Source organism: Homoserinibacter gongjuensis, from assembly GCF_030161875.1.
Classification (GTDB): domain Bacteria; phylum Actinomycetota; class Actinomycetes; order Actinomycetales; family Microbacteriaceae; genus Homoserinibacter; species Homoserinibacter gongjuensis.
This window is the reverse complement of record NZ_BSVA01000001.1, coordinates 1301160-1324928: the sequence shown is the minus strand read 5'-3', so window position 1 is coordinate 1324928 and position 23769 is coordinate 1301160. Positions and strand designations below refer to the sequence as shown.

At 71.0% G+C, this 23769-nt stretch carries 18 protein-coding genes and 8 pseudogenes; 17 read left to right on the top strand and 9 right to left on the bottom strand.

Annotation, left to right across the window (positions count from 1 at the left end):
* The first annotated feature begins 97 nt into the window (after nucleotides 1-97).
* Genes QQK29_RS07160 through QQK29_RS07145 form a run of 4 tightly spaced genes read left to right on the top strand, consistent with a single transcriptional unit; the run spans nucleotide 98 to nucleotide 2459 of the window.
* Nucleotides 98-307: a hypervirulence associated TUDOR domain-containing protein gene (locus QQK29_RS07160; protein ID WP_284299043.1), complete on the top strand. Its 210-nt coding sequence runs from the start codon at nucleotides 98-100 to the stop codon at nucleotides 305-307.
* A complete protein-coding gene (locus QQK29_RS07155) occupies nucleotides 304-852 on the top strand; it encodes a DUF488 domain-containing protein (RefSeq protein ID WP_284299041.1) in 549 nt (182 codons plus the stop codon). The genes QQK29_RS07160 and QQK29_RS07155 overlap by 4 nt, the downstream gene beginning before the upstream one ends.
* On the top strand, nucleotides 849-1439 hold the full coding sequence (locus tag QQK29_RS07150; protein ID WP_284299039.1) for a uracil-DNA glycosylase family protein: 591 nt from the start codon (nucleotides 849-851) through the stop codon (nucleotides 1437-1439). Before QQK29_RS07155 ends, QQK29_RS07150 begins: the two co-directional genes overlap by 4 nt.
* A gap of 57 nt (nucleotides 1440-1496) precedes the next feature.
* Complete coding sequence (locus QQK29_RS07145; RefSeq protein WP_284299037.1) at nucleotides 1497-2459, top strand: thiolase family protein; 963 nt, start codon at nucleotides 1497-1499, stop codon at nucleotides 2457-2459.
* A gap of 6 nt (nucleotides 2460-2465) precedes the next feature.
* Here the strand turns inward: QQK29_RS07145 and glpK are convergent.
* The 5 genes and pseudogenes from glpK to QQK29_RS17885 form a co-directional block, all read right to left on the bottom strand.
* Nucleotides 2466-4012: pseudogene (glpK, locus tag QQK29_RS07140) on the bottom strand (glycerol kinase GlpK).
* A pseudogene (locus QQK29_RS07130) lies at nucleotides 4009-5680 on the bottom strand (glycerol-3-phosphate dehydrogenase/oxidase). Before QQK29_RS07130 ends, glpK begins: the two co-directional pseudogenes overlap by 4 nt.
* A gap of 131 nt (nucleotides 5681-5811) precedes the next feature.
* A complete protein-coding gene (locus QQK29_RS17895; protein WP_348533832.1) occupies nucleotides 5812-5946 on the bottom strand; it encodes an SDR family oxidoreductase in 135 nt (44 codons plus the stop codon).
* Between the two features lie 92 nt (nucleotides 5947-6038).
* Nucleotides 6039-7256: pseudogene (locus QQK29_RS17890) on the bottom strand (SDR family NAD(P)-dependent oxidoreductase); the annotation flags it as partial.
* Nucleotides 7257-7476: 220 nt separating this feature from the next.
* Nucleotides 7477-7776, bottom strand: a pseudogene (locus QQK29_RS17885) (acyl-CoA dehydrogenase family protein); the annotation flags it as partial.
* A 21-nt stretch (nucleotides 7777-7797) separates the two neighbouring features.
* On the opposite strand from QQK29_RS17885, the gene QQK29_RS07115 reads away from it, so the two are divergent.
* From QQK29_RS07115 to QQK29_RS07100, 4 genes and pseudogenes are all read left to right on the top strand, one after another.
* The gene (locus tag QQK29_RS07115) at nucleotides 7798-8289 is read left to right on the top strand and encodes a MaoC family dehydratase (protein ID WP_284301919.1); all 492 of its coding nucleotides are present in this window, start codon (nucleotides 7798-7800) and stop codon (nucleotides 8287-8289) included.
* Nucleotides 8286-9338: pseudogene (locus tag QQK29_RS18590) on the top strand (CaiB/BaiF CoA transferase family protein); the annotation flags it as partial. The gene QQK29_RS07115 and the pseudogene QQK29_RS18590, both read left to right, overlap by 4 nt.
* Before the next feature lie 123 nt (nucleotides 9339-9461).
* Nucleotides 9462-10624, top strand: a pseudogene (locus tag QQK29_RS07105) (acyl-CoA dehydrogenase family protein).
* Nucleotides 10625-10640: 16 nt separating this feature from the next.
* A complete protein-coding gene (locus tag QQK29_RS07100) occupies nucleotides 10641-11645 on the top strand; it encodes a sugar-binding transcriptional regulator (protein ID WP_284299030.1) in 1005 nt (334 codons plus the stop codon).
* Here QQK29_RS07100 and QQK29_RS07095 read toward each other — a convergent pair.
* Complete coding sequence (locus tag QQK29_RS07095) at nucleotides 11611-12345, bottom strand: FadR/GntR family transcriptional regulator (protein ID WP_284299028.1); 735 nt, start codon at nucleotides 12343-12345, stop codon at nucleotides 11611-11613. The genes QQK29_RS07100 and QQK29_RS07095 overlap by 35 nt on opposite strands.
* A 293-nt stretch (nucleotides 12346-12638) precedes the next feature.
* Between QQK29_RS07095 and QQK29_RS07090 the strand changes: the two genes are divergently transcribed.
* Both QQK29_RS07090 and QQK29_RS18585 read left to right on the top strand, forming a co-directional pair.
* Entirely contained in the window at nucleotides 12639-13118 is a 480-nt protein-coding gene (locus QQK29_RS07090) for an ABC transporter substrate-binding protein (RefSeq protein WP_284299026.1), read from the top strand.
* Nucleotides 13082-13681 (top strand): annotated as a pseudogene (locus tag QQK29_RS18585) (extracellular solute-binding protein); the annotation flags it as partial. The gene QQK29_RS07090 and the pseudogene QQK29_RS18585, both read left to right, overlap by 37 nt.
* 47 nt (nucleotides 13682-13728) lie before the next feature.
* Here the strand turns inward: QQK29_RS18585 and QQK29_RS07080 are convergent.
* Complete coding sequence (locus tag QQK29_RS07080) at nucleotides 13729-13863, bottom strand: hypothetical protein (RefSeq protein ID WP_284299023.1); 135 nt, start codon at nucleotides 13861-13863, stop codon at nucleotides 13729-13731.
* A gap of 119 nt (nucleotides 13864-13982) precedes the next feature.
* Here QQK29_RS07080 and QQK29_RS07075 point away from each other — a divergent pair, with 119 nt between their 5' ends.
* The 4 genes and pseudogenes from QQK29_RS07075 (at nucleotide 13983) to QQK29_RS07065 (ending at nucleotide 16763) form a co-directional block, all read left to right on the top strand.
* A complete protein-coding gene (locus tag QQK29_RS07075) occupies nucleotides 13983-14900 on the top strand; it encodes a carbohydrate ABC transporter permease (RefSeq protein WP_284299021.1) in 918 nt (305 codons plus the stop codon).
* Nucleotides 14901-14968: 68 nt separating this feature from the next.
* The gene (locus QQK29_RS07070; protein WP_284299019.1) at nucleotides 14969-15751 is read left to right on the top strand and encodes a carbohydrate ABC transporter permease; all 783 of its coding nucleotides are present in this window, start codon (nucleotides 14969-14971) and stop codon (nucleotides 15749-15751) included.
* Nucleotides 15748-16041: pseudogene (locus QQK29_RS18580) on the top strand (DUF2804 family protein); the annotation flags it as partial. The gene QQK29_RS07070 and the pseudogene QQK29_RS18580, both read left to right, overlap by 4 nt.
* Nucleotides 16042-16112: 71 nt before the next feature.
* Nucleotides 16113-16763, top strand: a complete 651-nt coding sequence (locus QQK29_RS07065) for a DUF2804 domain-containing protein (RefSeq protein WP_284299017.1) — start codon at nucleotides 16113-16115, stop codon at nucleotides 16761-16763.
* Between the two features lie 4 nt (nucleotides 16764-16767).
* Here the strand turns inward: QQK29_RS07065 and QQK29_RS07060 are convergent, their stop codons facing one another.
* A complete protein-coding gene (locus QQK29_RS07060) occupies nucleotides 16768-17766 on the bottom strand; it encodes a LacI family DNA-binding transcriptional regulator (protein ID WP_284299015.1) in 999 nt (332 codons plus the stop codon).
* Nucleotides 17767-17842: 76 nt separating this feature from the next.
* Nucleotides 17843-19282, bottom strand: coding sequence for an NAD-dependent succinate-semialdehyde dehydrogenase (locus tag QQK29_RS07055; RefSeq protein ID WP_284299013.1), 1440 nt, complete (start codon nucleotides 19280-19282; stop codon nucleotides 17843-17845).
* 137 nt (nucleotides 19283-19419) lie between these two features.
* Between QQK29_RS07055 and QQK29_RS07050 the strand changes: the two genes are divergently transcribed.
* From QQK29_RS07050 to QQK29_RS07040, 3 genes are read left to right on the top strand one after another with little or no spacing between them, the layout of a single operon-like run.
* A complete protein-coding gene (locus QQK29_RS07050; protein ID WP_431308780.1) occupies nucleotides 19420-20769 on the top strand; it encodes an MFS transporter in 1350 nt (449 codons plus the stop codon).
* Nucleotides 20766-22625 (top strand): glycoside hydrolase family 2 protein, encoded by a 1860-nt coding sequence (locus QQK29_RS07045; protein ID WP_284299011.1) that lies wholly within the window; start codon nucleotides 20766-20768, stop codon nucleotides 22623-22625. The genes QQK29_RS07050 and QQK29_RS07045 overlap by 4 nt, the downstream gene beginning before the upstream one ends.
* Nucleotides 22622-23614, top strand: coding sequence for a DUF2804 domain-containing protein (locus QQK29_RS07040; protein ID WP_284299009.1), 993 nt, complete (start codon nucleotides 22622-22624; stop codon nucleotides 23612-23614). Before QQK29_RS07045 ends, QQK29_RS07040 begins: the two co-directional genes overlap by 4 nt.
* The last annotated feature ends 155 nt before the right edge of the window (nucleotides 23615-23769 follow it).

Sequence of the window (23769 nt, the reverse complement as noted above, 5' to 3'; positions counted from 1 at the left end):
ACCTGCCGTGACGGGCAGTTTCAGCCTGTATCTGCGACACAACCGGCTTGCGACCCGCCCGCCCACCCGGTAGACCGGAGAACGAAGGGCGGCGATCATGACCACGTTCTCGGTGGGCGACCACGTGAGCTGGAACTCCGAGGCTGGGCGCGTCTCCGGCGTGATCACGCGCGTGCACACGAGCGACACCGAGTACAAGGGCCACATGCGGCGGTGCACACCCGACGACCCGCAGTACGAGATCCAGAGCGACACGACCGACCACGTCGCCATGCACAAGGGCGCAGCCCTCACGAAGCTCAGATGACCACCGCCCGCCGCCGCATCTTCACGATCGGGCATTCCACGCGCGACTTCGACGAGGTGCTCGACATGCTCGAGCGAAACGGCGTGACCGAGCTCGTCGACGTGCGCTCGCTGCCCGGCTCACGCGCCTTCCCGCAGTGGGACCGCGAGGCGATCGAGGTCGAGCTGCCCGAGCGCATCGGCTACCGCTGGGCGAAGGACCTCGGCGGCAGGCGGCGCACGCGCGCCGGCGTCGAGAGCCCCAACGGCTGGTGGCGGGTGCGCGCGTTCCGCGACTACGCCGACTACATGGCCACGCCCGAGTTCGCCGCGGGGCTCGAGACGCTGCTCGAACTGGCCGACAGCGCCGTGCCCGCCATCATGTGCAGCGAGGCCGTGCCGTGGCGCTGCCACCGGCGGCTCATCACGGATGCCGCGATCGTCGCGGGCGCGGAGGTCTTCCACATCATGTCGCCCACCCACGTCGAACGCGCCGAGCTGAACCCCGCCATGGTGCTCGTCGACGGTGTGCTCACCTACCCGCCCGAGGAGGCACCCGCATCGTGACCGAACTGGCGAGCTTCGAGCAGATCCGCGCCGCGATCGCCGACGACCCCGAGAACGCGGCCATGCGCGAACTCGGCTACGCGCCCCTGTACACGGCGGGTGCCACGGCACGCATCGCCGTGATCGGCCAGGCGCCCGGCCGCCTCGCGCAGGCGAGCGGCGTGCCGTGGGACGACGCGAGCGGCGTGCGCCTGCGCGACTGGCTCGGGGTGACCGAGCAGCAGTTCCGCGACCCCGCGCTCTTCGCCCTCGTGCCGATGGACTTCTACTACCCGGGCCGGGGCACGGGAGGCGACCTGCCCCCGCGGCGCGGCTTCGCGGCGCGCTGGCATCCGCCGCTCTTCGCGCTCATGCCCGACATCCGGCTCAAGCTGCTCATCGGCACCTATGCCCAGGCGTACTACCTCGGGCGCGGCCGCCGCGGCTCGCTCACCGAGACGGTGCGTGCCTATGAGGACTACCTGCCCGAGTTCCTGCCGATCGTGCACCCCTCGCCGCTCAACTTCCGCTGGCAGGCCAAGAACCCGTGGTTCGAAGCGGATGTCGTGCCGGCGTTGCGCGCGCGCGTCGCGGCCGCGCTCGCCTAGGCTGCACGCTTTCCCAGGCAGCTCACGCTCCCGCCTGCGAGCCCGTAGAACGGCTGCATGCACAGCTTCGTCGTCGACGCCGTCCGCACGCCGTCGGGTGTGACCGTCAACCGCCTGTGCGGTTCCTCGGTCGAGGCCGTCGTGCAGGGGTCGAGAGCGATCGAGTCGGGGGACGCTCGCATCGTGCTGGCGGGCGGCGTCGAGTCGATGAGCCGCGCGCCGTACGTGGTCGAGAAGCCCGCGAGGGCGTGGCCCGCCTCGGGCAACCCGACCATGTGGAACACCGCGATCGGCTGGCGGATGACGCATCCGTCGCTGCCGGGTCGGTGGACCGCGTCGAACGGCGAGGTCACCGAGCGACTCGCCCGCCTCCACGGCATCCCCCGCGAGGAGCAGGATGTCTTCGCCCTGCGCAGTCACGAGCTCGCCGCCGCGGCGTGGGCCGACGGCGTGTTCGCCGACGAGATCGTGCAGGTTGCGGGCGTGGAGCTCGCCCGTGACGAGGGCATCCGCGACGACACCTCGCTCGAGCGGCTCGCCGCGCTCCCTCGCTGTTCGCCACGGACGGCAGCGTCACGGCGGGCAACTCGTCGTCCCTCAACGATGGTGCCTCCGCGATCCTGCTGGCGTCGGAAGCGGCCGTCGATGCGGAGCCCCTCGCGCATCGCGGGGCGCGGCGTCGTCGGCAACGATCCGGAGCTCTTCGGCGTGGCGCCCGTCGTGGCGGCCGAGCGCGCGCTCGCACGCGCGGGGCGCAGCTGGGCCGATGTCGACCTCGTCGAGCTCAACGAGGCGTTCGCGGCGCAGGCCCTTGCGTGCCTGCGCCTGTGGCCCGAGCTCGACCCGGCGATCGTCAACGTGCACGGCGGCGCGATCGCGATCGGGCATCCGCTCGGTGCCTCAGGTGGCCGGCTCGTGGCCCGGGCCGCCCACGAGCTGCGCCGACGCGGCGGCGGCGTCGCGGTCGTGGCGATCTGCGTGGGTGTGGGCCAGGGCCTCGCAATCGTGCTGGAGCGCTGATCCGCCTCAGGGCGCGCGGTGGACGAGCGGTCTTTCGACGATGCGCGAGATCGCCGAGGACCAGAGCGTATGCGTCGCCTGCCGCTCGCCCTCCTCAAGGGCGGGCACGAACCGCTCGCCTGCCTGCCACAGCGCCGCCAGCTGGTCGAGGGAACCCCATAGGCCCACGGCGAGTCCCGCGGCGAAGGCGGCTCCGAGCGCCGTCGTCTCGACCTCGCGCGGGCGCACGACGGGATGCCCGAGCAGGTCGGCCTGCACCTGCAGCAGAAGCCGGTTGTGCGCCATGCCGCCGTCGACGCGCAGCTCGCGCATGCGCGGCGCGGGCGAGTCGGCCGCGAGGTCCTCGCCATGGCTGCGACGACGTCGCAGGTCTGGAGGGCGACGGCCTCGAGCGCCGCGCGTGCCAGGTGGCCACGCGCCGAGTGCCGGGTGAGGCCCATGATCGCGCCCGTCGCGTCCGGGCTCCAATGCGGTGCGAGCAGCCCCTGGAACGCGGGCACGATCACGACTCCGCCGTTGTCGGGCACGGATGCCGCGAGCGCCTCGATCTGCTCGGCGCGGTCGATGATGCCGAGGGTGTCGCGCATCCACTGCACGAGCGATCCCGCGACCGAGACGGCGCCTTCGAGGGCGTAACGCGCCGGCTCACCCCGCAGCTGATAGGCAACCGTCGTGATGAGGCCGCTCGTCGAGGGCACGGGCTCGGTGCCCGTGTTGGCCAGCAGGAAGCTGCCGGTGCCGTAGGTGCACTTCGACTGCCCGGGTGCGAACACGGCCTGGCCGAACGCGGCCGCCTGCTGATCGCCGAGGATGCCCGCGACGGGCAGGCCGGCGAGCTCGGGCACGGCATCGGCAGCGAGACGCCCGACGACGCCGGATGACGGCACGATCCGCGGCAGCACCGCGGCGGGCACGCCGAAGGCCTCGAGCGCCTCCTCCGACCACTCGAGCGTGCGCAGGTCCATGAGCCCTGTACGCGAGGCATTGGTGACGTCCGTCACGTGGATCCCGGCGGCGTTCGCTCCCGTGAGGCGCCAGACCAGCCAGGAGTCGATGGTGCCGACGCACACTTCGCCCCGCTCGGCGCGCACGCTCAGCCCGGGATCGCGGCGCAGCAGCCAGCGCAGCTTGTAGGCGGAGAAGTACGGGTCCATCGGGAGCCCTGTGATGAGCCTGAGCCGCTCGGGCGCGATACGGTCGGCGACCTCGCCCACCTCGGCGGTCGCGCGCACGTCCTGCCAGACGATCGCGGGGCCGACGGGCTCGCCCGTCGTCGGATCCCACACCACCGTGGTCTCGCGCTGGTTGGTCACCCCGAGGGCGACGATGTCGAAGTCGGATGCCGCCCGTGCGGCCTCGGCGAGCACCTCGCGAGCGCACGTCCAGATCTCGAGCGCATCATGCTCGACCCACCCCGGACGCGGGAAATGCTGGGCGTGCTCGCGCCGCGCACCGGCCACGATGCTCCCCGCCTCGTCGACGACGAGGGCCCGGGTCGAGGTCGTGCCCTGGTCGAGGGCGAGTATCGCGGCTCGCCCAGGCGCACCCGTCATCGCGCGTCCACGAGGTCGGCGACACCATGCCGATCGCGCAGGAGTGCGGCGAGGCGGTCGACCTGCTGGGCGCGTTCGGCGTCCATCCAGCCGAGCACCGAGGCGGCGACGTCGGCGAGCTCAGCGAGCACGGCGCGGGTGAGTCGGCCCTCGAGCGCGAGGCTCGTGCGCCGCTGCACGAGGTCGGCGAGGTACACGACCTGCTCCGTGCGCACGAGCCAGCCGAGCTCCTCGACGCTGTAGTCGGGTGCCCCCGCAGCGGCGTCTCCGCGGCGGTCGCCACCAGGAGCTGCGCGCACCGCGTTCCGTAGCGCCCCAGGAGCTCCTCGACACGCCGCTCGTCGTGCCCGTGTGCGTTCTCGCGCACCCACCTCTCGCGCGCCCGCGCGTCGCCGGGATAGCCGCGTCCGCCGCCGATCGGGCGGTCGCGAATGTCGACGCCGCGGCTGCGTCCGAGCCGCCGGATGATGTCGCCCGCGAGCGTCTCTGCGAGCGCCCGGAAGGTCGTGAGCTTGCCCCCGACGAGGCTCAGCACGACGACCCCCGCTCGTTGCTCCGCGACGACTCGGTAGTCGCGCGAGACGAAGCCCGGCTCGAGGTCGTCGTGGCGCGGCAGGGGACGGATGCCCGCGAAGCGGTAGACGATGCGCTCACGGCGCAGCGGGATGCCGGGGAACACGAGGCCCACGAGATCGGCGAAGTAGTCGATCTCCTCCTCCGTGCACACGGCGGGCTCCGAGGATCGGCGTCCAGGTCGGTCGTGCCCACCATGACGCGACCCTTGAGCGGGTAGATGAGCACGACGCGGCCGTCGCTGTTCTCGAAGAAGATCTCTGAGCCGTCGGTCGCTGCGAGCAGCTCGGGGTCGTCGAGCACGATGTGCGAGCCCTTCGTGCCGCCCATGTGCCGCGATGGCGCGCCCAGTGCGGCGTTCGTGAGGTCGGTCCACGGCCCCGAGGCGTTGAGCACGACACGTGCGGTGAAGCCGAACTCGGCACCCGACACCTCGTCGCGCAGCATGACCTCGCCGTCGCGGAAGCCGACGGCGCGCACGTGGTTGACGGCCCGCGCACCCGCCTCGATCGCGTCGTGCGCGAGGTCGAGGCACAGCCGCTCCGGATCGGGGATCGACGCGTCGAAGTAGCGGGCCGAGTAGCGCACGCGCTCATGGAACGCGGGGAACTCGGTGCGGGTGCGGGCGCGGCCGGCGAAGCGGTGACGCGGAACGAGTCCGTTGCCACGCGAGAAGGTGTCGTAGATCGTGAGGCCCACCTTGATCAGCAGGGCGCCGCGTTCGCGCGGGCGGCGCTGCACGTGCGTCAGCATCCGCATCGGTGCCGCGAGGAGGCCCGACCAGAACGACGCGATCGGCACGACCGTGCGCAGCGGCGTCACGAGGTGCGGTGCGGTGCGCAGCAGCCTGTTGCGCTCCTGCACCGACTCGCGCACGAGGCGGAACTCGCCGTTCTCGAGGTAGCGGATGCCGCCGTGGATCATGTGGCTGGAGGCGCCCGACGCACCCGATGCGAAGTCGTCGGCCTCGACGAGCGCGGCGTCGACACCCTGCAGGGCGAGGTCGCGCAGCACCGCGAGACCGTTGACCCCGCCCCCGATCACGAGCACATCCGCCGTCGGACGCGTCCGTAGGGCGTCCACCGTCTCCCGGATCGCGCTGGTCTCCACTCGGTCCCTCCTCCGCTGCCGCGGCTGAGGCCCGGCGCCACCGATTGTGCGAGGGAGGCTCGGAGGCAGGCAATCGCGGCGCACATCCGTTCAGCCCGCGAACGGATGCCGCGGGCTCAGCGGGCGCCGCCGTTGATGTGGAGGGTCTGGCCCGAGACGTACGAGGCGTCATCGCTCGCGAGGAAGGCGATCGCGGCGGCGACCTCCTCCGCACGCCCGACGCGTGCGAGCGGAGTGCGCTCGGCGACCATCGCCTGATGCTCCTCGGGGTGAGGCCGAGGCGCTCGGCGGTCGCCGCGGTCATGGCGGTCGCGATATAGCCGGGCGCCACGGCGTTCACGCGGATGCCGAAGGGCCCGAGCTCGAGTGCGGCCGTGGCCGTGAGCGCCTGGATGCCCGCCTTCGCCGCGGCGTAGTTGGCCTGGCCGCGATTGCCGAGCGCCGAGCGGCTGCTGAGGTTCACGACGCTGCCCGTGCGGGCGGGCACCATGTGCCGCTGCACGGCGCGGATGCCCGCGAAGGCGGTCGTGAGGTTGGTCTCGAGTACGAGCCGCCAGCTCTCGGGCGTCATGCGATGGATGAGGTCGTCGCGCGTCGCCCCCGCGTTGTTGACGAGCACGTGGATGCCGCCGTGGGCTGCCGCGATCCTGTCGACGAGCCGCTCGACTGCGTCGGCGTCGGTCATGTCGGCGACCGCGGCCTCTGCCGCGCCTCCCGCAGCGCGTACCTCGGCATCCGCGGCGACGAGTGCCGCCTGCTCCGCAGCGGCCGCCTCGTCGAGATCGACGATGACGACCGCGGCGCCCTCTCTCGCGAGGCGGGTCGCGGTCGCCGCGCCGATACCCCGGGCGGCTCCCGTGACGATGGCCGTGCGGCCGGTGAAGCGCCGATCCATCTCAGGCCCCCTCGAGAAGGCCTGCACGCCGACGATGTCGCGGCCGACGATGAGCGACTGGATGGCGTCGGTGCCCTCGTACGTCGAGACGACCTCCATGTCGGTGAGGTGCCGGGCCACGTGGTTCTCGAGCAGGAGCCCGTTGCCGCCGAGCAGCTCGCGGGCCTCGGTGCACACCCAGCGGGCGCGCTCGGCGGTGTACATCTTCGCGAGCGACGACATCGCGCCTTCCAGGCGACCCGCGTCGGCGAGCTCCGCCATGCGCAGGCAGTAGAGCTGCATCGCCGTGATCTCGGCGAGCATCTTCGCGAGGCGATGCTGCACGAGCTGGTACTCCGCGACGGGACGTCCGAACTGGCGGCGCTCTCGCACATAGCCCGCGGCGATCTCGTAGGCGGCCATCGCGTGGCCGAGCGCCTCCCACGCGGCGCCGCCGCGCGTGCGGGCGAGCACGCGCCCCGCGTCGCGGAACGAGCTGGATCGGGCGAGGTGGTTGTCGGCGGGGATGCTCACGCGGTCGATGCGGATGTCGGACTGCTCGATCGCGCGCTTGCCGACCTTGCCGCGGATGACGCGCGGCTCGAATCCGCGCGGCAGCTCGCCCTCGGCGTCGCGCTCGACGACGAACGCCTTGACGCCGGCATCCGCGACGTCGCGGGCCCACACGACGACGACGTCGGCGCGATGGGCGTTGCCGATCCAGCGCTTCTCCCCTCGAGCACCCAGTGATCACCGACGCGCTCGGCCGTGGTCTCGAGCGCGACGGCGTCCGAGCCGTGCGCGGCCTCGGTGAGGGCGAAGGCGCCGAGGCGTTCGAGGCGCGCCATGGGGGCAGCCAGCGAGCCCGCTGGTGCTCGTCGCCCAGGAGGTCGATCGTGCCCATCGCCAGCCCGGAGTGCACGCCGAGGAAGGTGTTGACGCTTCCGTCGCCGCGGGCGAGCTCCATCGAGACGAGGCCGTACTGCAGGGCCGAGAAGCCGGGGCAGTCGTGCCCCGAGATCATGCCGCCGACGACGCCGAGCCGTGCCATCGCGGGGATGAGCTGCTCGGGGAAGCGGGCGGCCTCCCACGCGTCGTTGATGACCGGCAGCACCTCGTGCTCGACGAAGCCGCGCACGCGCTCGACGAGGGCGCGATCGGCGTCGGAGAGGCGCTCCTCGAGACGGTAGGCATCAGGTGACCACATAGGGCATAATTCTTATACTAAATTTGGCGACGGCGCGAAAGGAGCCCCCGTGCGACGACTCGCGCTCGACTCCTCCCCGCGCACGCCGGGCTCGTCGCGGGCACGAGCGCCTGGACGACGCTCGACCAGGCGCGCATCGACGCCTTCGCCCACGCGACGGGCGACACCCAATGGCTCCACGTCGACGCGGGCCGCGCGGCCGCAGGGCCGTACGGCTCCACCGTGGCGCACGGGCTGCTGCTGCTCGCCCTGCTGCCCGGTCTCGCGGCCGAGGTGCTCACGGTCGACGACGCCGCGGCCCGCATCAACTACGGCATCGACCGGGTGCGATTCCCGCAGGCGGTGCGAGCCGGCGGCCGCGTGCGCGACCATGTGAGCATCGAGCGCGCCGAAGAGCGCGCCGACGGCCGTGGCGTGCTCGCTCACCTCGCGCACCGCCTCGAGCTCGAGGGCGCCGAGGCGCCCGCGTGCGTCGCGGTCACCCTGACCCTCTTCACCCGGGAGACCTCATGACCCGCAGCGCCGCAGAACCCGCCCCCTCGTCCGGCCCGCTCGCCGGAATCGTCGTGGCGGATCTCTCGCGCGTGCTCGCAGGGCCCTACGCGGCCATGCTGCTCGGCGACCTGGGCGCCACGGTCATCAAGGTCGAGCATCCGGATGGCGACGAGACCCGCGGGTTCCGCCCCCGGTGCGCGACGACGAGGCCACGTACTTCCTCTCGGCGAACCGCAACAAGCAGGGCATCGTGCTCGACTTCGCCGACGCCGAGCAGCTCGCCACGGCGCACGCGATCGTCGACCGCGCCGACATCGTCGTCGAGAACTTCCGACCGGGATCGCTCGCGCGCTTCGGCCTCGACCACGCGAGCCTCGCCGAGCGGCGCCCAGACCTCATCTACGCCTCCATCACGGGGTTCGGCACGGGCGCCGGGCGCGAGATACCGGGCTACGACTTGAGCGCGCAGGCGCTCTCGGGTCTCATGTCGCTCCAAGGGGAGACGGATGCGGCGCCGGCGCGCGCGGGCTTCGCGCTGTTCGACGTGCTGACGGGGATGTTCGCGGTGTCGGGCATCCTCGCGGCGCTCCATCACCGTGACCGCACCGGCGAGGGCCAGCTGGTCGAGCTCGACCTCATGAGCGTCGCGCTCGCGTCGATGGTCAATCAGACGACCGCTTTCGTCGCGGGCGATGTCGTGCCGACTCGCATGGGCAACGAGCATCCGAGTCTCGCCCCTACGCACCGTTCGCCGCGCGCGACCGACCGCTCGTGATCGCGGTGGGCAACGACCGGCAGTTCGCACGCCTGTGCGCCGCGCTCGGCCGCCCCGAGCTCGCGGCCGACCCCGCTTCGCGCACAACGTCGACCGCACGCGCTCGCGTGCCGAGCTGCGGCGCGAGCTGGAGGGCGTGCTCGCGACGGCCGACGCCGATCACTGGTTCTCGGTGCTCACGGCGGCGGGCGTGCCCGCGGCGCCGCTCAACGACATCGCCGGCGGTGTGCAGTTCGCCGCCCGCCTCGGCCTCGACCCCGTCACGACCGTCGGCCCCGACGCGCAGCCGACCGTGCGACATCCCGTGCGCTACTCGCGCACGCCCCCGAGCTACCGCCTCGCACCCCCGCGCTCGGCGAGCACGGCGCCGCCGTTCGCGCATGGATCGCCGCCACCCCTCCCCGAAAGGACGCCGATGTCTGACCTCCGCCCCACGGAGACGCTGTTCCCGCTGCTCGACCGCGTGCCGACCGCGGATGCCGAATGGGCGCTGCGTGCGCGCCGCGTGGTCGACGAGCACGTGCGCGCCACGATCGACGACGACGCCGAGCTCGCCCGGTTCCGTCACGAGACCGTCGCCGCCTTCGCGGAGGCGGGCCTGCTCGGGCTGCACATCTCGGGCTACGGCTGTGCCGGAGCGAGCCCGCTCGCCTACGGCCTCGTGTGCCAGGAGGTCGAGGCGGTCGACTCCGGATGGCGCACCCTGCTCTCGGTGCAGGGCTCCTCGCCATGGGCGCGATCGCCAAGTTCGGCTCCGAGCAGCACAAGCAGGAGCTGCTGCCCCGCATGGCCCGTGGCGAGGTCATCGGATGCTTCGGCCTCACGGAGCCTGCCGGCGGCAGCGACCCGGCGGCGATGACGACGAACGCGCGACGCGACGGCTCCGACTGGGTGATCGACGGCACGAAGCGGTGGATCGGCCTCGCGACGATCGCCGACGTCGCCGTCATCTGGGCGCGCGACGAGGGGGTGCGCGGCTTCCTCGTTCCGACCGACGCGCCCGGGTTCACGGCCACCGCGATCACGGGCAAGTTCGCGATGCGCTCGTCGATCCAGTGCGACATCACGCTCGACGGGGTGCGCCTGCCCGCGGATGCGGCGCTTCCCGAGGCGAGCGGGCTGAGCGCCCCCTTCGCGTGTCTCACGGACGCGCGCTACGGCATCGCCTGGGGTGTCACGGGCATCGCACGCGCGTGCATCGACCTCGCCGTCGAGTTCACCCGAGAGCGCCGGCTCTTCGGCGACGCGCTCGCGGCCAAGCAACTCACGCAGGACAAGCTCGCGCGCATGTTCGTGCGCTACGAGACGAGCGTGCTGCTGGCTCTCGAGCTCGCGCGCCTCAAGGCCGCGGGGCCGATCGATCCGGTGCAGATCAGCGTGGGCAAGCTCAACAACGTGCAGGACGCCGTCGCCGTCGCGCAGGCGGCCCGGCAGCTCCTCGGCGGTGACGGCATCACCTCCGCCTACCCCGTCATGCGGCACCTCGCCAACCTCGAGGCGGTGCGCACCTACGAGGGCACCGACGACATCCACGCGCTCATCATCGGGCGCGCGCTCACAGGGCACAGCGCCTTCTAGAAGCACGGGAACCGCCATGACCGACGCCTCCGAACGCACACGCAACGCCCTCCGCGCGGCGCACCTCTACTACGTCGAGGACCGCAAGATGGATGCGATCGCGCAGCAGCTGCACGTGAGCCGCTCCTCGGTGTCGCGACTCATCAGCTATGCGCGGCAATCGGGGCTCGTCGACATCCGCATCAAGGCGCCGAGCGACGGCATCGCGAAGCTGCAGTGGCAGCTGAAGCTCGCGTACGGCGTCAACGCCCACATCATCCCGTGCCCCGTGGGCCTCAGCTCGCTCGAGCGGCTCGAGCGCGTGGGTCGGTACGCGGGCAAGCTCGTCAACCATTTCGTGCATCCCGGCATGACGATCGGCATCGCGTGGGGGGCGACGATGTCGGCTGTCGGACGGCATGTGCACCTGCGGCCGGTGGCAGACCTCACGGTCGTGCAGCTCAACGGCGCCGCCTACACCGAGAGCAGCGGCATCGGCTACGCGGCGGAGCTGCTCGAGCGGTTCGCGGGCGCGTTCTCGGCGCGGATCGAGCACTTCCCGGTGCCGGCGTTCTTCGACGACCCGCTCACGCGGGAGGCGATGTGGCGCGAGCGCAGCATCCGGCGCATCCGCGAGATGCAGGCCCGCATGGATGTGGCGTTCTTCAGCGTGGGCGACCCCCTGTCGTCCGTCCCCGGGCACGTCTACCGCGGCGCCTACCTCTCCGAAGACGACAGCGCCGAGCTCGCGCGGGAGGGGGTCGTCGGCGACGTCGCGACGATGTTCTACCGCGGCGACGGCAGCTCCGACGGCATCCGGCTCAACCGGCGCTCGAGCGGCCCGACCTTCGATTCCCTGCGCGGCACGCCCCGACGGGTGTGCATCGTCGCCGATCCGAGCAAGGAGGCAAGCCTGCGCGGCGCCCTCAACGCACGGCTCGTGACCGACCTCATCGTCGACGAGACGACGGCGCGCGCCCTCGACCCCGACGATGCGGTCTGGGCGCTCACGCGCGAGGATCCCAGTCCACGGCGCGGATGACGGGCTCGTCGAGACGCCCGGCCGCCTCGAGGCGGTCGCGGAACGCCTCGAGGTGCACCCGCATGGCCTGACCCGCACCTGCGGCGTCGCGGGCGTGCAGGCGCTCGGCGATCTTGCGATGAGCGCGGCCCGCGAGCTCGAGCGTGCGGGCGTCGAGCGCCTCATCGGGTGTGTGCCATTCGGCGAGGGAATGCACGATCTCGAGCATCACGACGAAGAACTCGTTGCACGACCCGGCGGCCACGAGCGGGTGGAAGCCCATCATGCCCGGAAGGCGGCTGCCGTGGCCGTCGACCGCACCCGAGATCGCGGCGAGCTGCTCGTCGTCGGCCGCCTCGGCACACAGCTCGGCGGCGCGCACCTCGAGCAGGATGCGCAGCTCGAAGAGCTCGCGCAGCGGCGCGCCGGAGCGCGCCAGGATCATGGCGATCGAGCGCGTCGAGAGGTGCAGGTCGGGGCTGCTGACACGGATGCCGCCGCCCGGCCCGCGGCGGGTCGTGATGAGTCCCTCGGACGCGAGCAGACGGATGGCCTCGCGCACGCTCGCGCGGCTCAGCCCGCTCGAGGCGATGAGCTCGCCCTCGCTCTCGATGGGGGTGCCGTCGGGAAGGCGTTCGCGGATGATCCGCGAGCGCAGCTCGGCCGCGAGCACCGCGGATGCCGTCGGCACGCGCGTGGGGCGCGGTGCGTTCGTCGGCATGCGGGCTCCTCGGCCGTGTGGGGTGCGGGGTCGTGGTCATCATCCCAGAGAGGGTGCGGTGCGTCGGGGTGTTGCGGCTGCAATTTCGTGCAGCATGCGCGACATGGCGACCCGCCATCCGCAGACTTGGCCGCACGGACGACCCGTTCCCTGCGCCGGGCGACCGTACTTGACAGTCGCGGAAGCCTGTCTACGCTGGCTTTGCCACGTGGACATATTTCCGCGTGGCAAACCAAGAGATCGGAGTTGCAATGAAGCGCTCACGCGGCCACAGCACGTGGCTCAAGCGAGGCATGACGATGGGGACGGCGGCGCTTCTCGGCGTCGGTCTCGTCGCCTGCGGTTCCCCCGGCGGCGAGAAGGCGGACGGCGGTGGACTCGGCACGGAGGAGAACCCGGTGACGATCACCATGATCGCCAACCAGTCCTTCTCCCAGCAGTGGCAAGAGAAGCTCGTTCCCGAGTTCAACAAGGTGTACCCGAACATCAAGGTCGAGATCGAGGGCGTTCCCTACGAGGAGCTGCTCACGAAGTCGATGCTCGACCTCACTACGGCGAAGCCCGAGTACGACGTCATCATCGCCGACGACCCGTGGACACCCCAGCTCGCACAGACCGGGGCGCTCCTCGACCTCCAGGGCGACACCGTCGCGGCCTGGACCGATGAGGACTACGACTGGGACGACTTCTACGCGGCCCCCTCGCCTCGAGCGAGTGGGATGGCGTTCAGTACGGCGTGCCGCTGCGGTCGAACCTGCTCGCACGGTTCGTGAACAAGACGCTCTACGAAGAGGCCGGCCTTCCCGTTCCCGACGAGAACCAGACCTGGGAGGAGTTCCTCGAGGAGGGCGAGAAGCTCGTCCGCGACACCAACGCCGACGGCTCGCCCGATGTGTGGGCGCTCTCGACGATGTGGGTGCGCGGCACGCTCACCCCGACGGTGTGGCAGACCATCCTCAACTCGAACGGCGGCGCGCTCTTCGACGACGACATGAACCCGACGTTCAACGACGAGCTCGGCGTCGAGGCGCTCCAGATGCACAAGGACCTCATGCAGATCGCCCCTCCGGGAGCCGAGGCCCACAACTTCGACGAGCCGCTCGCCGCCTTCCGTGGCGGCACGGTCGCCAACATGTTCCAGTGGGGCAGCGTCTACTACGGCAGTGCGGTCGACCCCTCGACCACGACGCTCACGCCTGACCAGGTCGTCGTCATGACGATGCCGGCGGGCACCGAGGGTCCGAGCTCGCACCGCGGTGTCTGGAGCGGCTCCATCAACAAGAACAGCGCGCACGCCGAGGCGGCGTGGGCCCTGCTCCAGTGGATGAGCTCGAAGGACGGCGAGCACTGGTCGGCGAACAACCTGGGCGTCTTCCCCGCCCGTCAGTCGACGCTCAGCTCGACGCCGGACTCCGGCAACGAGTGGCTCGTGCCCGTGTTCAAGGCCATCGCCGACGGCTTCGCCGCCGCCGGTGAGCAGGAGGGCTGGCGCCCGCGCGACCCGCAGTCGAACGCCATCCAGGAGATCCTCGCCGACGTGACCTCGCAGGCCATCACGGGCGAGCTCACCGCGCAGGAAGCGCTCGAAGGGAGCGGACCAGGTCCGCGAACTGCTCGGAAAGTAAGGAAACACCGACGTGGAGAAGCTGATGCCTGTCGCGACGATGAGAAGGCGGCCCGGTCGGGCCCGAGACCTGGTCTCACGCTGGTCGTTCATCGCACCGGCCGGACTGGTGCTCGCAGCCGTGCTGGCCTACCCGATCTTCTATGCGCTGCAGATCAGCTTCTCCACGTTGGACCTCACGACCTTCGGGCCCGGCGAGTTCGTCGGGTTCGAGAACTACGAGAAGGCGTTCCGCAACGAGAACTTCATGCGCTCGCTGGTCACGACGGGGATCTACCTGATCCTCGCCCTGCCGCTCCAGATCATCCTGGGGTTCGCGATCGCCTTCTTCCTCAACGCGGAATGGCGCGGACGTGGCATCGTGCGCGCCCTGTTCCTCATCCCCATGGTGATCATCCCCGTCGTGTCGGGCGGCACGTGGAAGATGCTGCTCGACCCGCTGTTCGGCGTCGTCTCGTGGCTGCTCAGCATCGTGGGGCTCCCGTCGCCCAACTGGTTCGGCGACCCGGCGTGGGCCATGCTGTCGATCGTCCTCATCGACACGTGGCGCTCGACGCCCTTCGTCGTGCTCATCGCCGCGGCCGCCCTGCTGTCGCTGCCGAAGGACATCTACGAGGCCGCGCAGGTGGACGGCGCCAACTGGTGGCGGCAGCTCTGGTCGATCAGCCTGCCGCTTCTGACCCCCATCATCGCCGCGACCTTCATCGTGCGCTGGCTCGGCGCCGTGAAGATGTTCGACATCGTCGTCGCCACGACCAAGGGCGGCCCGGGGCAGTCCACCAACGTCGTGAACCTCTACATCTATCAGCAGGCGTTCCAGTCGCTGAAGTTCCCCGAATCGGCCGCGATGGCCGTCATCGTCCTGATCATCACCATGATCCTCACCTTCGCGTTCCTCGGGATCAGCCGCAGATTGGAGAACCGCTTTTGAGCGCCACGACGAGCGGATCGCTCCGCCGACGCCATACCGCCCACCGTGCCCGCGTCATCACGGGTGTCGTGATCTGCGTCCTCTTCCTGCTGCCGATCGTGTGGATGCTCATGAACTCCTTCAAGGAGCAACGCGACATCATGACGGTGCCGCCGGTCTTCTTCTTCGAGCCCACGCTCGACAACTACCTCGGCAACCTGCAACGCGCCGACATCGGCCCCCGCATGCTCAACACGGCGATCATCGCCGTCGGCGGCGGCCTCGTCTCGATCCTGCTCGGCGGCATGGCCGGCTACGCGCTCGCGCGCATCCCGCTGCGAGGCGCGGCGACGATGGGTGCCCTCATCCTCGCCTCGCGCGGCGTGCCGCCCATCGCCCTCGCGGTGCCGATGTTCCTCGTGGCGCGCGCCATCGGCGTGACCGACATGCACGCGACCGTGATCCTCGCGTACTGCTCGTTCCTCATCCCCTACGTCATGTGGCTCATGCGGGGCTTCTTCCTCGCCCTGCCGAAGGAGCTCGAAGAGTCGGCCATGCTCGACGGCTGCAGCCGCTTCGGGGCGTTCTGGCGCATCATCGTGCCGATCTCGCTGCCCGGCTTCGCGGCGACGCTCATCTTCAGCGTCATCCTCGCGTGGGAGGAGCTTCTGTTCGCGCTCGTGCTCACGAGCAGGGATGCGACGACGATCTCGATCGCCATCGTCGGCATGGCGAGCGACACCCAGACGGGCGCCGACTGGGGAGCGCTGAGCGCCGTGGGGATGCTCTCCGTGCTCCCCGTGATCCTGCTCGCGCTCGCGGTGCAGAAGTGGCTCATCCGCGGCCTGGCCGACGGAGCGACGAAGGGATGACCGAGATGACCACCCGCACGATGACCGAGCGCGAGATCACAGAGCCCGTCGAGCTCTGCCTGCCCAACGGGCGGCTCAACCCCGACGCCGTGGGCTGGACGCGTCGCGCGCTCCACACCACGAACCTGCGCGGATGGGGGCGCACCAAGCGCTTCGAGTACTGGGCCGTCACCGGGCCCGACTACATCGTCGTGCTCAACATCTCCCATCACGACTATCGGGCCAACGTCGCGATCGCCTACCAGTCGCGTTCGGAGGGCGAGCTCATCCAGGAGGGTGGCAACATCTGGTTCCCGCGCACGGCCCCCTCTCGGACGAGGCACATCCGGGGGCCCTCGTCGGGCGCCGCGGCCCGCTCACCGTGCGCCTCACCGAGAACGAGGAGGGCGTGTCGCTCTACGGCGACGGCGAGCGGCTGCAGATCGACCTGCAGGTGCTCATCCCCGAGGATCACGACTCGATGGGCGTCGTCGTGCCGTGGAGCAGTCGCCGCTTCCAGTACACGAAGAAGGACAACTGCCTGCGCGTGCGGGGCACCTTCACGGTCGACGGCGTCGCGCACACCATCACGCCCGACGACCCCACCTATGCCGTGCACGATCGCGGCCGCGGCAAGTGGCCCTACTTCACACTCTGGAACTGGGCGGCCGGATGCGGCGTCGTCGACGGCCACGAGATCGGCCTGCAGTTCGGAGGCAAGTGGACGGACGGCACACCGTCGACCGAGAACTGGATCCGCATCGACGGGCGTCTCACGAAGATCAGCGAGCACCTCGATTGGCAGTACGATCCGAAGAACTGGATGGCGCCGTGGCACATCCGCGGACGCGACATCGAGGTGACCCTTGAGCCGTACAAGCACGACCATCACCTCTTCAACCGGGTGATCGTGCTCAACCGCGGCGATCAGGTGTTCGGCATCTGGCGGGGTCGGGTGCGCGATGCGGATGGCAACTGGCACAGCGTCGACGGCCTCGAGGGCCACACGGAAGAGGTGCAGCGCCGCTGGTGAGCCCTCAGGCGGGTTGCACGATGCCCGTCGTGCTCTCGCGCAGCTCCAGGCGGTAGGCGATCTGCGCGTCGTCGGCCGGCTCGCCGAGCACGGCCGCGACCGCCTGCCGTGCGATCTCCCGCTTGTCGGGCGAGACGGTCGTCAGCCGCGGATTCGCATACCGCCCCTCGACGATGTCGTCGAAGCCCGCGACGGCCACGTCGTCGGGCACGCGAAGACCGGCGTCGTGCAGGGCGCGCATCGCGCCGATCGCCACCTCGTCGGTCACGCAGAAGACCGCGTCGAGCTGCGCACCCTCGGCGAGCCGCGCGGCGAGCACGGCGCCCGCGTCGTATCCGTCTGCCGAGGTGAAGTCGCGCGCCTCGACGGCGGCGACGGGTGCGATGCCGTGGCGTTCGAGCGCCTCGAGGTAGCCCCGTCGACGCAGCTGGTTGAAGTTCGGCGACGCCGCGGACATCCCGAGGAAGGCGATGTGCTCGCGACCCGACTGCACGAGGTGCGTCACGATGTCGCCCGCGGCGGCCGCGTTGTCGATCGCGATCGTGCGGATCGGGCTGCCGACGAAGTGCTCACCGATGAGGGCGACCTCGGTGCGCGCGGAGACGCCGGCGAGATCCTCGGCCGTGAGCCCGAGAGGGCTCATGATCACGCCATCGGGTTGCAGAGCGAGCAGCCGCTCGATCTCGGTGATCTCTCGCTCGCGTGAGCCGCGCGTCTGCGCGACGACCGTGCCGAGCCCGCGCGCGGCAGCCTCCTCGACCACGAGATTGCCGAGCTCTCCGAAGTAGCCGACGCCCACCTCGGGCACGGTCAGCGCGATGACGCCGCTGCGACCCGTGCGCAGCTGCTGGGCGGCCCGATTGGGCACGTAGCCGAGCTCCTCGATCGCGCGCAGCACCCGCTCGCGCACGTCCTTGCTCACGTAGGGGAAGCCCGTGACGACGTTCGACACCGTGCGGCGCCCGACGCCCGCGCGGCGCGCGACGTCCATCTGTGTGACCACGGCTCTCCTCGACATCGGACTGTAGGAAGCAGCCCTCATGTTGCCATGCGGAAGGCCGACATCGGCACTGCCGCCGCTAGCCGATCCCGGTCACGACCGTTTTCGACACGAGGTAGGCGTCCATGGCCTCCGTGCCGTTCTCCGCCCGGATGCCGCTCGACTTGACGCCCGAGAACGGCGCGACGGGCGTGCTCACCGCGAAGCTGTTGAGGCCCACCATGCCGGCCTCGAGCCCCTCGGTGAGGCGACGGCCGCGATCGAGGTCGTTCGTGAAGGCGTAGGCGGCGAGTCCGTAGTCGGTCGCGTTGGCGAGACGGAGGGCCTCGTCGAGCGAGGTGATCGTGCTCATGAGGGCGACCGGTCCGAAGGGCTCGACCGTGGCGATCGGCACGTCGGCGGGCACGTCGGCGAGCACGGTCGGGGCGAAGAAGTGGCCCGGCCCGAGGCCGGCAAGAGGCTCGCCGCCGGTCAGCAGGCGCGCACCGTGGTTGTCGACGGCATCGGCGACGAGCGCACTCACCTCATCGAGACGTCGTCTGCTGGCGAGCGGCCCCATCGTCGTCGAGGGATCGCGCCCGTCGCCGACGACGACGTGCCGAGCGGCCTCGACGAAGGCGTCGGCGAAGCGCTCCGCGATGTCGGCATGCACGAGGAACCGCGTCGGCGAGATGCACACCTGCCCCGCGTTGCGGTACTTCGTGGCGGCGGCGAGTCGCGCGACCTTCTCGACATCGACGTCCGACCACACCACGACGGGCGCGTGGCCCCCGAGCTCCATGGAGACGTCTTTGATGGTGTCGGCGGCCAGGCGCAGCAGCAGCGAGCCGACACGGATCGAGCCCGTGAGGCTGATCTTGCGGATCACGCGCGAGGCGACGAGCCGTTCGCTCACGGCCGCGGGATCGCCCGTCACCGCGTTGATCGCACCGTCGGGGAAGCCCGCCGAGGCGATCGCCCGCACCATGCGCAGACACGCCGAGGGCGCCTCCTCGGCGGGCTTGAGCACGACGCTGCATCCCGCCGCGAGCGCCGGCGCCAGCTTGCGCGCCGCGAGCATGATGGGGAAGTTCCATGGTGTGAAGGCCGCGACGGGGCCCACCGGCTCGCGTCGCACCTCGATCCGCACGTCGCTCGTCATGCCCGGCACGATGCGCCCGTAGACGCGACGGGCCTCGTCGGCGTACCACTCGAACTGGTCGACGCACGTGTCGACCTCGGCCAGCGACTGGGCGAGCGGCTTGCCCTGCTCCTCGGTGAGGAGGGCCGCGATCGCCTCGCGGTCGTCACGGATGCGGTCAGCCGCGTCCCGCAGGCGACGGCTGCGCTCCCATGCATCCGCCTGGCGCCACATGCGGAAGCCCTGGTCCGCGGCGGCGATCGCCTCGTCGAGGTCGCCGTCCGTCGCCCGCGGCACCGTCGCCACGACGCGTCCCGTCGCGGGATCGTCGACCTCGACGACGCCGCCATCGGCCGCCGGCCGCCACCGGCCTCCGATGAGCATCTCCTCCTGCCTCACGGGCACTCCTTCCTCGCCACGACGTGCTCGCAGTCTGCTCCGGCCTCACGCGCTCCCGGCCCGTCATGCACGTTCGTGCACCATGCGAGCGCTGAGTTATGGTGTCAGTACTTTCCACGTGGAAACATCTCTAGCGAATCAGGATTGCCGACGATGTCAAGCCCGAAGCCCTCAGCATCCATCCCGGCGGCCACCGTCGACGATGCCCCCGCGAACGCCCGGGAGCGCGAATCTGGTGGACCGTCATCATCGTCGGCCTCGTCGGCCAGCTCGCCTGGACCGTCGAGAACATGTACCTCAACGTGTTCCTCTACGAGGAGATCACGCCCGAGCCGGCCGCGATCGCCACCATGGTCGCGCTCAGCGCGATCGCCGCGACGCTCGCCACGATCGTCGTGGGCGCCTGGTCGGATCGCATCGGCAAGCGCCGCGTGTTCGTCGCGCTCGGCTACCTCGCGTGGGGCCTCTGCACGGCGGGCTTCGGCCTGCTCGCGCCCGCCGAGGGTGCCGTCGCCGCGCCCTACGTGATGGCGGCGATGATCGGCGTGATCGTGCTCGACTGCATCATGAGCATCTTCGGCTCCGGCGCGAACGACGCCGCCTTCAGCGCGTGGGTCACGGATGCCACGACGCCGCGGATGCGCGGTCGCGTCGACGGGGTGCTCGCGGTGATGCCCCTCATCGCCATGCTCGTCGTGTTCGGTGCCCTCGACGGACTCACGCGGGCCGGCGAGTGGCGGCTGTTCTTCGCGATCGTCGGCGCGGTCACGAGCGTCACGGGCATCGTGGCGTGGTTCCTCGTGCGCGACGTCCCCCGGCGAGCGGAAGCGGCATCCGGCCCGTCGACGCTCGCCCGCATGGTGCGGGGCTTCCGCCCATCGACCGTGCGCGCGAACCCGGCGCTCTACCTCTCGCTCGTGCTGTGGCTCGTCGTCGGCACCTCGAGCCAGGTGTTCCTGCCGTACGTGATCATCTACCTGCAGCGCTGGCTGCAGATCGAGTCGTACGCCATCGTGCTGGGCGCGTCGCTCATCGCTGCGTCGCTCATCAGCATCCTGGGCGGGCGCGTCATGGACCGCGTGGGCAAGCGCCGGATGCTGCTGCCCGCCACGGGACTCTTCGCACTCGGGCTCGTGGTGATGTTCTTCGCGCGCGACATGGTGACGGTGATCGTGGCCGCATCCCTCGCCCTCGGCGGCATGATGCTCGCCGTCGCGTCGATCTCGGCAACCGTGCGCGACGAGACGCCCGAGGGCGAGGCCGGCATGGTGCAGGGACTGCGCATGGTGACGGCGATCATGGTGCCGATGATCGTGGGCCCGTTCATCGGCGCCTGGGTGATCTCAGGTGCCGGGCAGACCTACGTCGACCTCGGCGTCGTGAAGCCCGTGCCGGGCCCGGAGATGTTTATCGCGGCGGCGGTCGTGCTCGTGTTCGTGCCGGTGATGGCGCTCGTGCGGGCGCGCGTGGAGCGCGGGGCGCGATGAGCGAGGCGCCGATTCCGCTGCCGGAGTACCCGCGCCCGCAGCTGCGTCGCAAGAACTTCACGATCCTCAACGGGTGGTGGGACTACGCCATCACGCCGGTCGGCGCGGCGCCCGCCGGGTGGGACGGCCGCATCCTCGTGCCGTTCTCGCCGGAGACCCCGGCATCCGGGGTGAACCGTCAGCTGCAGCCCGACGAGACGCTGCACTACCGGCGCACGCTCGAGGTGACGGCGCAGCCGGGCCTCCGCACGATCCTGCACTTCGGCGCCGTCGATCAGAGCTGCCGCGTGCTCGTCAACGGCATCGAGGTGGCAACCCACGTCGGGGGTTACCTGCCGTTCTGGGCCGACATCACCGAGGCGCTCGGCGACGGCACCACTCACGAACTCGCCGTCGAAGTGCGCGATGTGAGCGACACCTCGCACCACTCGGTAGGCAAGCAGCGCCTCGAGCGCGGCGGCATCTGGTACACGGCGCAGTCGGGCATCTGGCAGACGGTGTGGCTCGAGACGGTTCCGGATGCGCACGTGGGCTCGCTGCGCATGCGCACCCCCGGCGTTCGCGAGGGGATGGATGCTGCGGTGCTCGAACTGCGGGTCGATGCCGCCGACGGGGTCGCGCACCCCGTGTCGGTGATCGTGCTCGACGACGGCGTCACCGTTGCCGAGGCCGCGGGGGTCACGGGCGAGGCGCTGCGCATCGAGCTGCGCGAGCCGCGCACCTGGACCCCCGAGCATCCGTTCCTCTACGACCTCGACATCCGCCTCGGCGACGACCGCGTGACGAGCTACGTGGGGCTGCGCTCCGTCGAGCTCGCACCCGACGCGCACGGCGTGCCACGGCTGCACCTCAACGGCGTGCCCTACCCGCACATCGGGGTGCTCGATCAGGGCTACTGGCCGGGCGCCCTGTACACGGCGCCCGACGACGCGGCGCTCGTGCGCGACATCCAGGCGATGAAGGACCTCGGCTTCACGATGCTGCGCAAGCACATCAAGATCGAGCCGCTGCGCTGGTACCACCACGCCGACCGGCTCGGCATGCTCGTGTGGCAGGACATGGTGAACGGCGGCGAGCGCTACCGGCCGTGGGTGATCACGGCACCCGTCGTGTCGCCGCACATCCGCATGCGCGATAACCGCTACAGCGCTTTCGGGCGGGCGGATGCGGAGGGGCGCGCCGAGTTCCTGCGCGAGGTCGACGCCACGGTCGAGCTGCTGCGCAACGTGCCGTCGGTCGTGACGTGGGTGCCGTTCAACGAGGGCTGGGGACAGTTCGACGCCGCAGCCGTCACCGAGCGGGTGCGGGCGCTCGACCCCGACCGGCTCATCGACCACGCGAGCGGGTGGCACGACCAGGGCGCGAGCGACATCCGCAGCCTGCACGTGTACTTCCAGCCGATCCGGCCTGCCAGGTGGTGGGGGCGCGACGGGCGCGCCCTCGTCGTGAGCGAATTCGGCGGCTACAGCCTGCGGCTGCCGGGGCACGACTACCCGGCGAAGGAGTTCGGCTACCGCCGCTACGCGACGCGGGAGCAGCTCACGGCCGCGTACGAACGCCTGCACCGTCGCGAGGTGCTGCCCGGGATCGCGCGCGGCCTCGCAGGCATCGTGTACACGCAACTCGCCGACGTCGAAGACGAGTCGAACGGCCTGCTGACAGCCGATCGCACGGCGGTCAAGCCGGACGCGGATGTCGTGCGGGCTCTCAACGCCGAGTTCCGTCGGGTGTTCGCGGCGGCGACGGGCGGCGAGCTCGGCGTGCCCGAGCAGGGGCCCGCGCCTGCATCCGAGCCAGGGCTCGCGCCCGCATCCGCACCCCCACCCCCACCCGCATCCGAGGAGGACGCCCGATGACCGAACGCGAGCTCACCGAGCCCGTGGCCCTGTGCCTGCCGAACGGCAGCCTCAACCGCGAGGCGGTCGGCTGGAGCCGCCGCCCGCTGCACGACACCTCGGGAATCGGGCGCGGCATCCGTGACCGGGGCCGCAACAAGCGCTGGGAGTACTGGGCCGTACTCACGCCCACCCACATCGTGTCGCTCACGGTGTCGTCGCTCGACTTCGCGGGCGTGCACGGGTTCTGGGTGCGCGACCGCCGCACGGGGGTGACGATCGACCGGGGCCGGGTCGGCGGACCGTGGACGGCAACCCTGCCGGGCTCGCTCGGCGAGGGACCGGCGAGCGCGCGGATGCGGGGGCTCGAGATCTCGATCACCGAGGAGGCGGGCGGCACCCGCCTGCGCGCGAGCGCCGAGGGGCTCAGCGTCGACGTGTTCGCCGAGCTGCCCGATGGCCACGAGTCGCTCGCGGTCGTCGTTCCGTGGACCGAGCGGCGCTTCCAGTACACCGTGAAGGATGTGACGCGCCCGGCCCGCGGGCAGGTGACGGTCGACGGTGTCACGACCGAGTTCCAGGATGCCTGGGCCGTGCTCGACCACGGCCGCGGCCGGTGGTTCCACGATGTGCGCTGGAACTGGGGCGCCGCCGTCGGGCACACCGACGGGCACCTGCTCGGCATGCAGTTCGGTGCCCGCTGGACGGAGGGCACGGGCATGACCGAGAACGCGCTCATGCTGGACGGCCGGGTCACCAAGATCTCAGAGCAGCTCGTGTGGGAGTACGACCTCGACCGGCCGCTCGAGCCGTGGCGCATCAGCGGCACCGACGTCGACGTGACCCTCACGCCCGAGTACGACCACGCATCCCGCACCAACCTCGGCATCATCGGCACGCGCGGCAACCAGGTGTTCGGCAAGTTCACCGGCTGGGTGCGCGTCGCCGGCGAGCGCATCGAGGTGCGCGGCCTCTTCGGCTTCGCGGAGGACGTCGCCAACCGCTGGTGACCCTCCGCGAGCGCTACCCGAATCCGCGAGCGCTGCCCGTGGACCGGTAGCGCTCGCGGATATCGGTAGCGCTCGCGGGAGGGGCGGCTCAGCGCCGTCCGCACCACTCAGCTGGTTGAGGAGCGCCGCAGGCGCGTCTCGAAACCAGCGTCGAC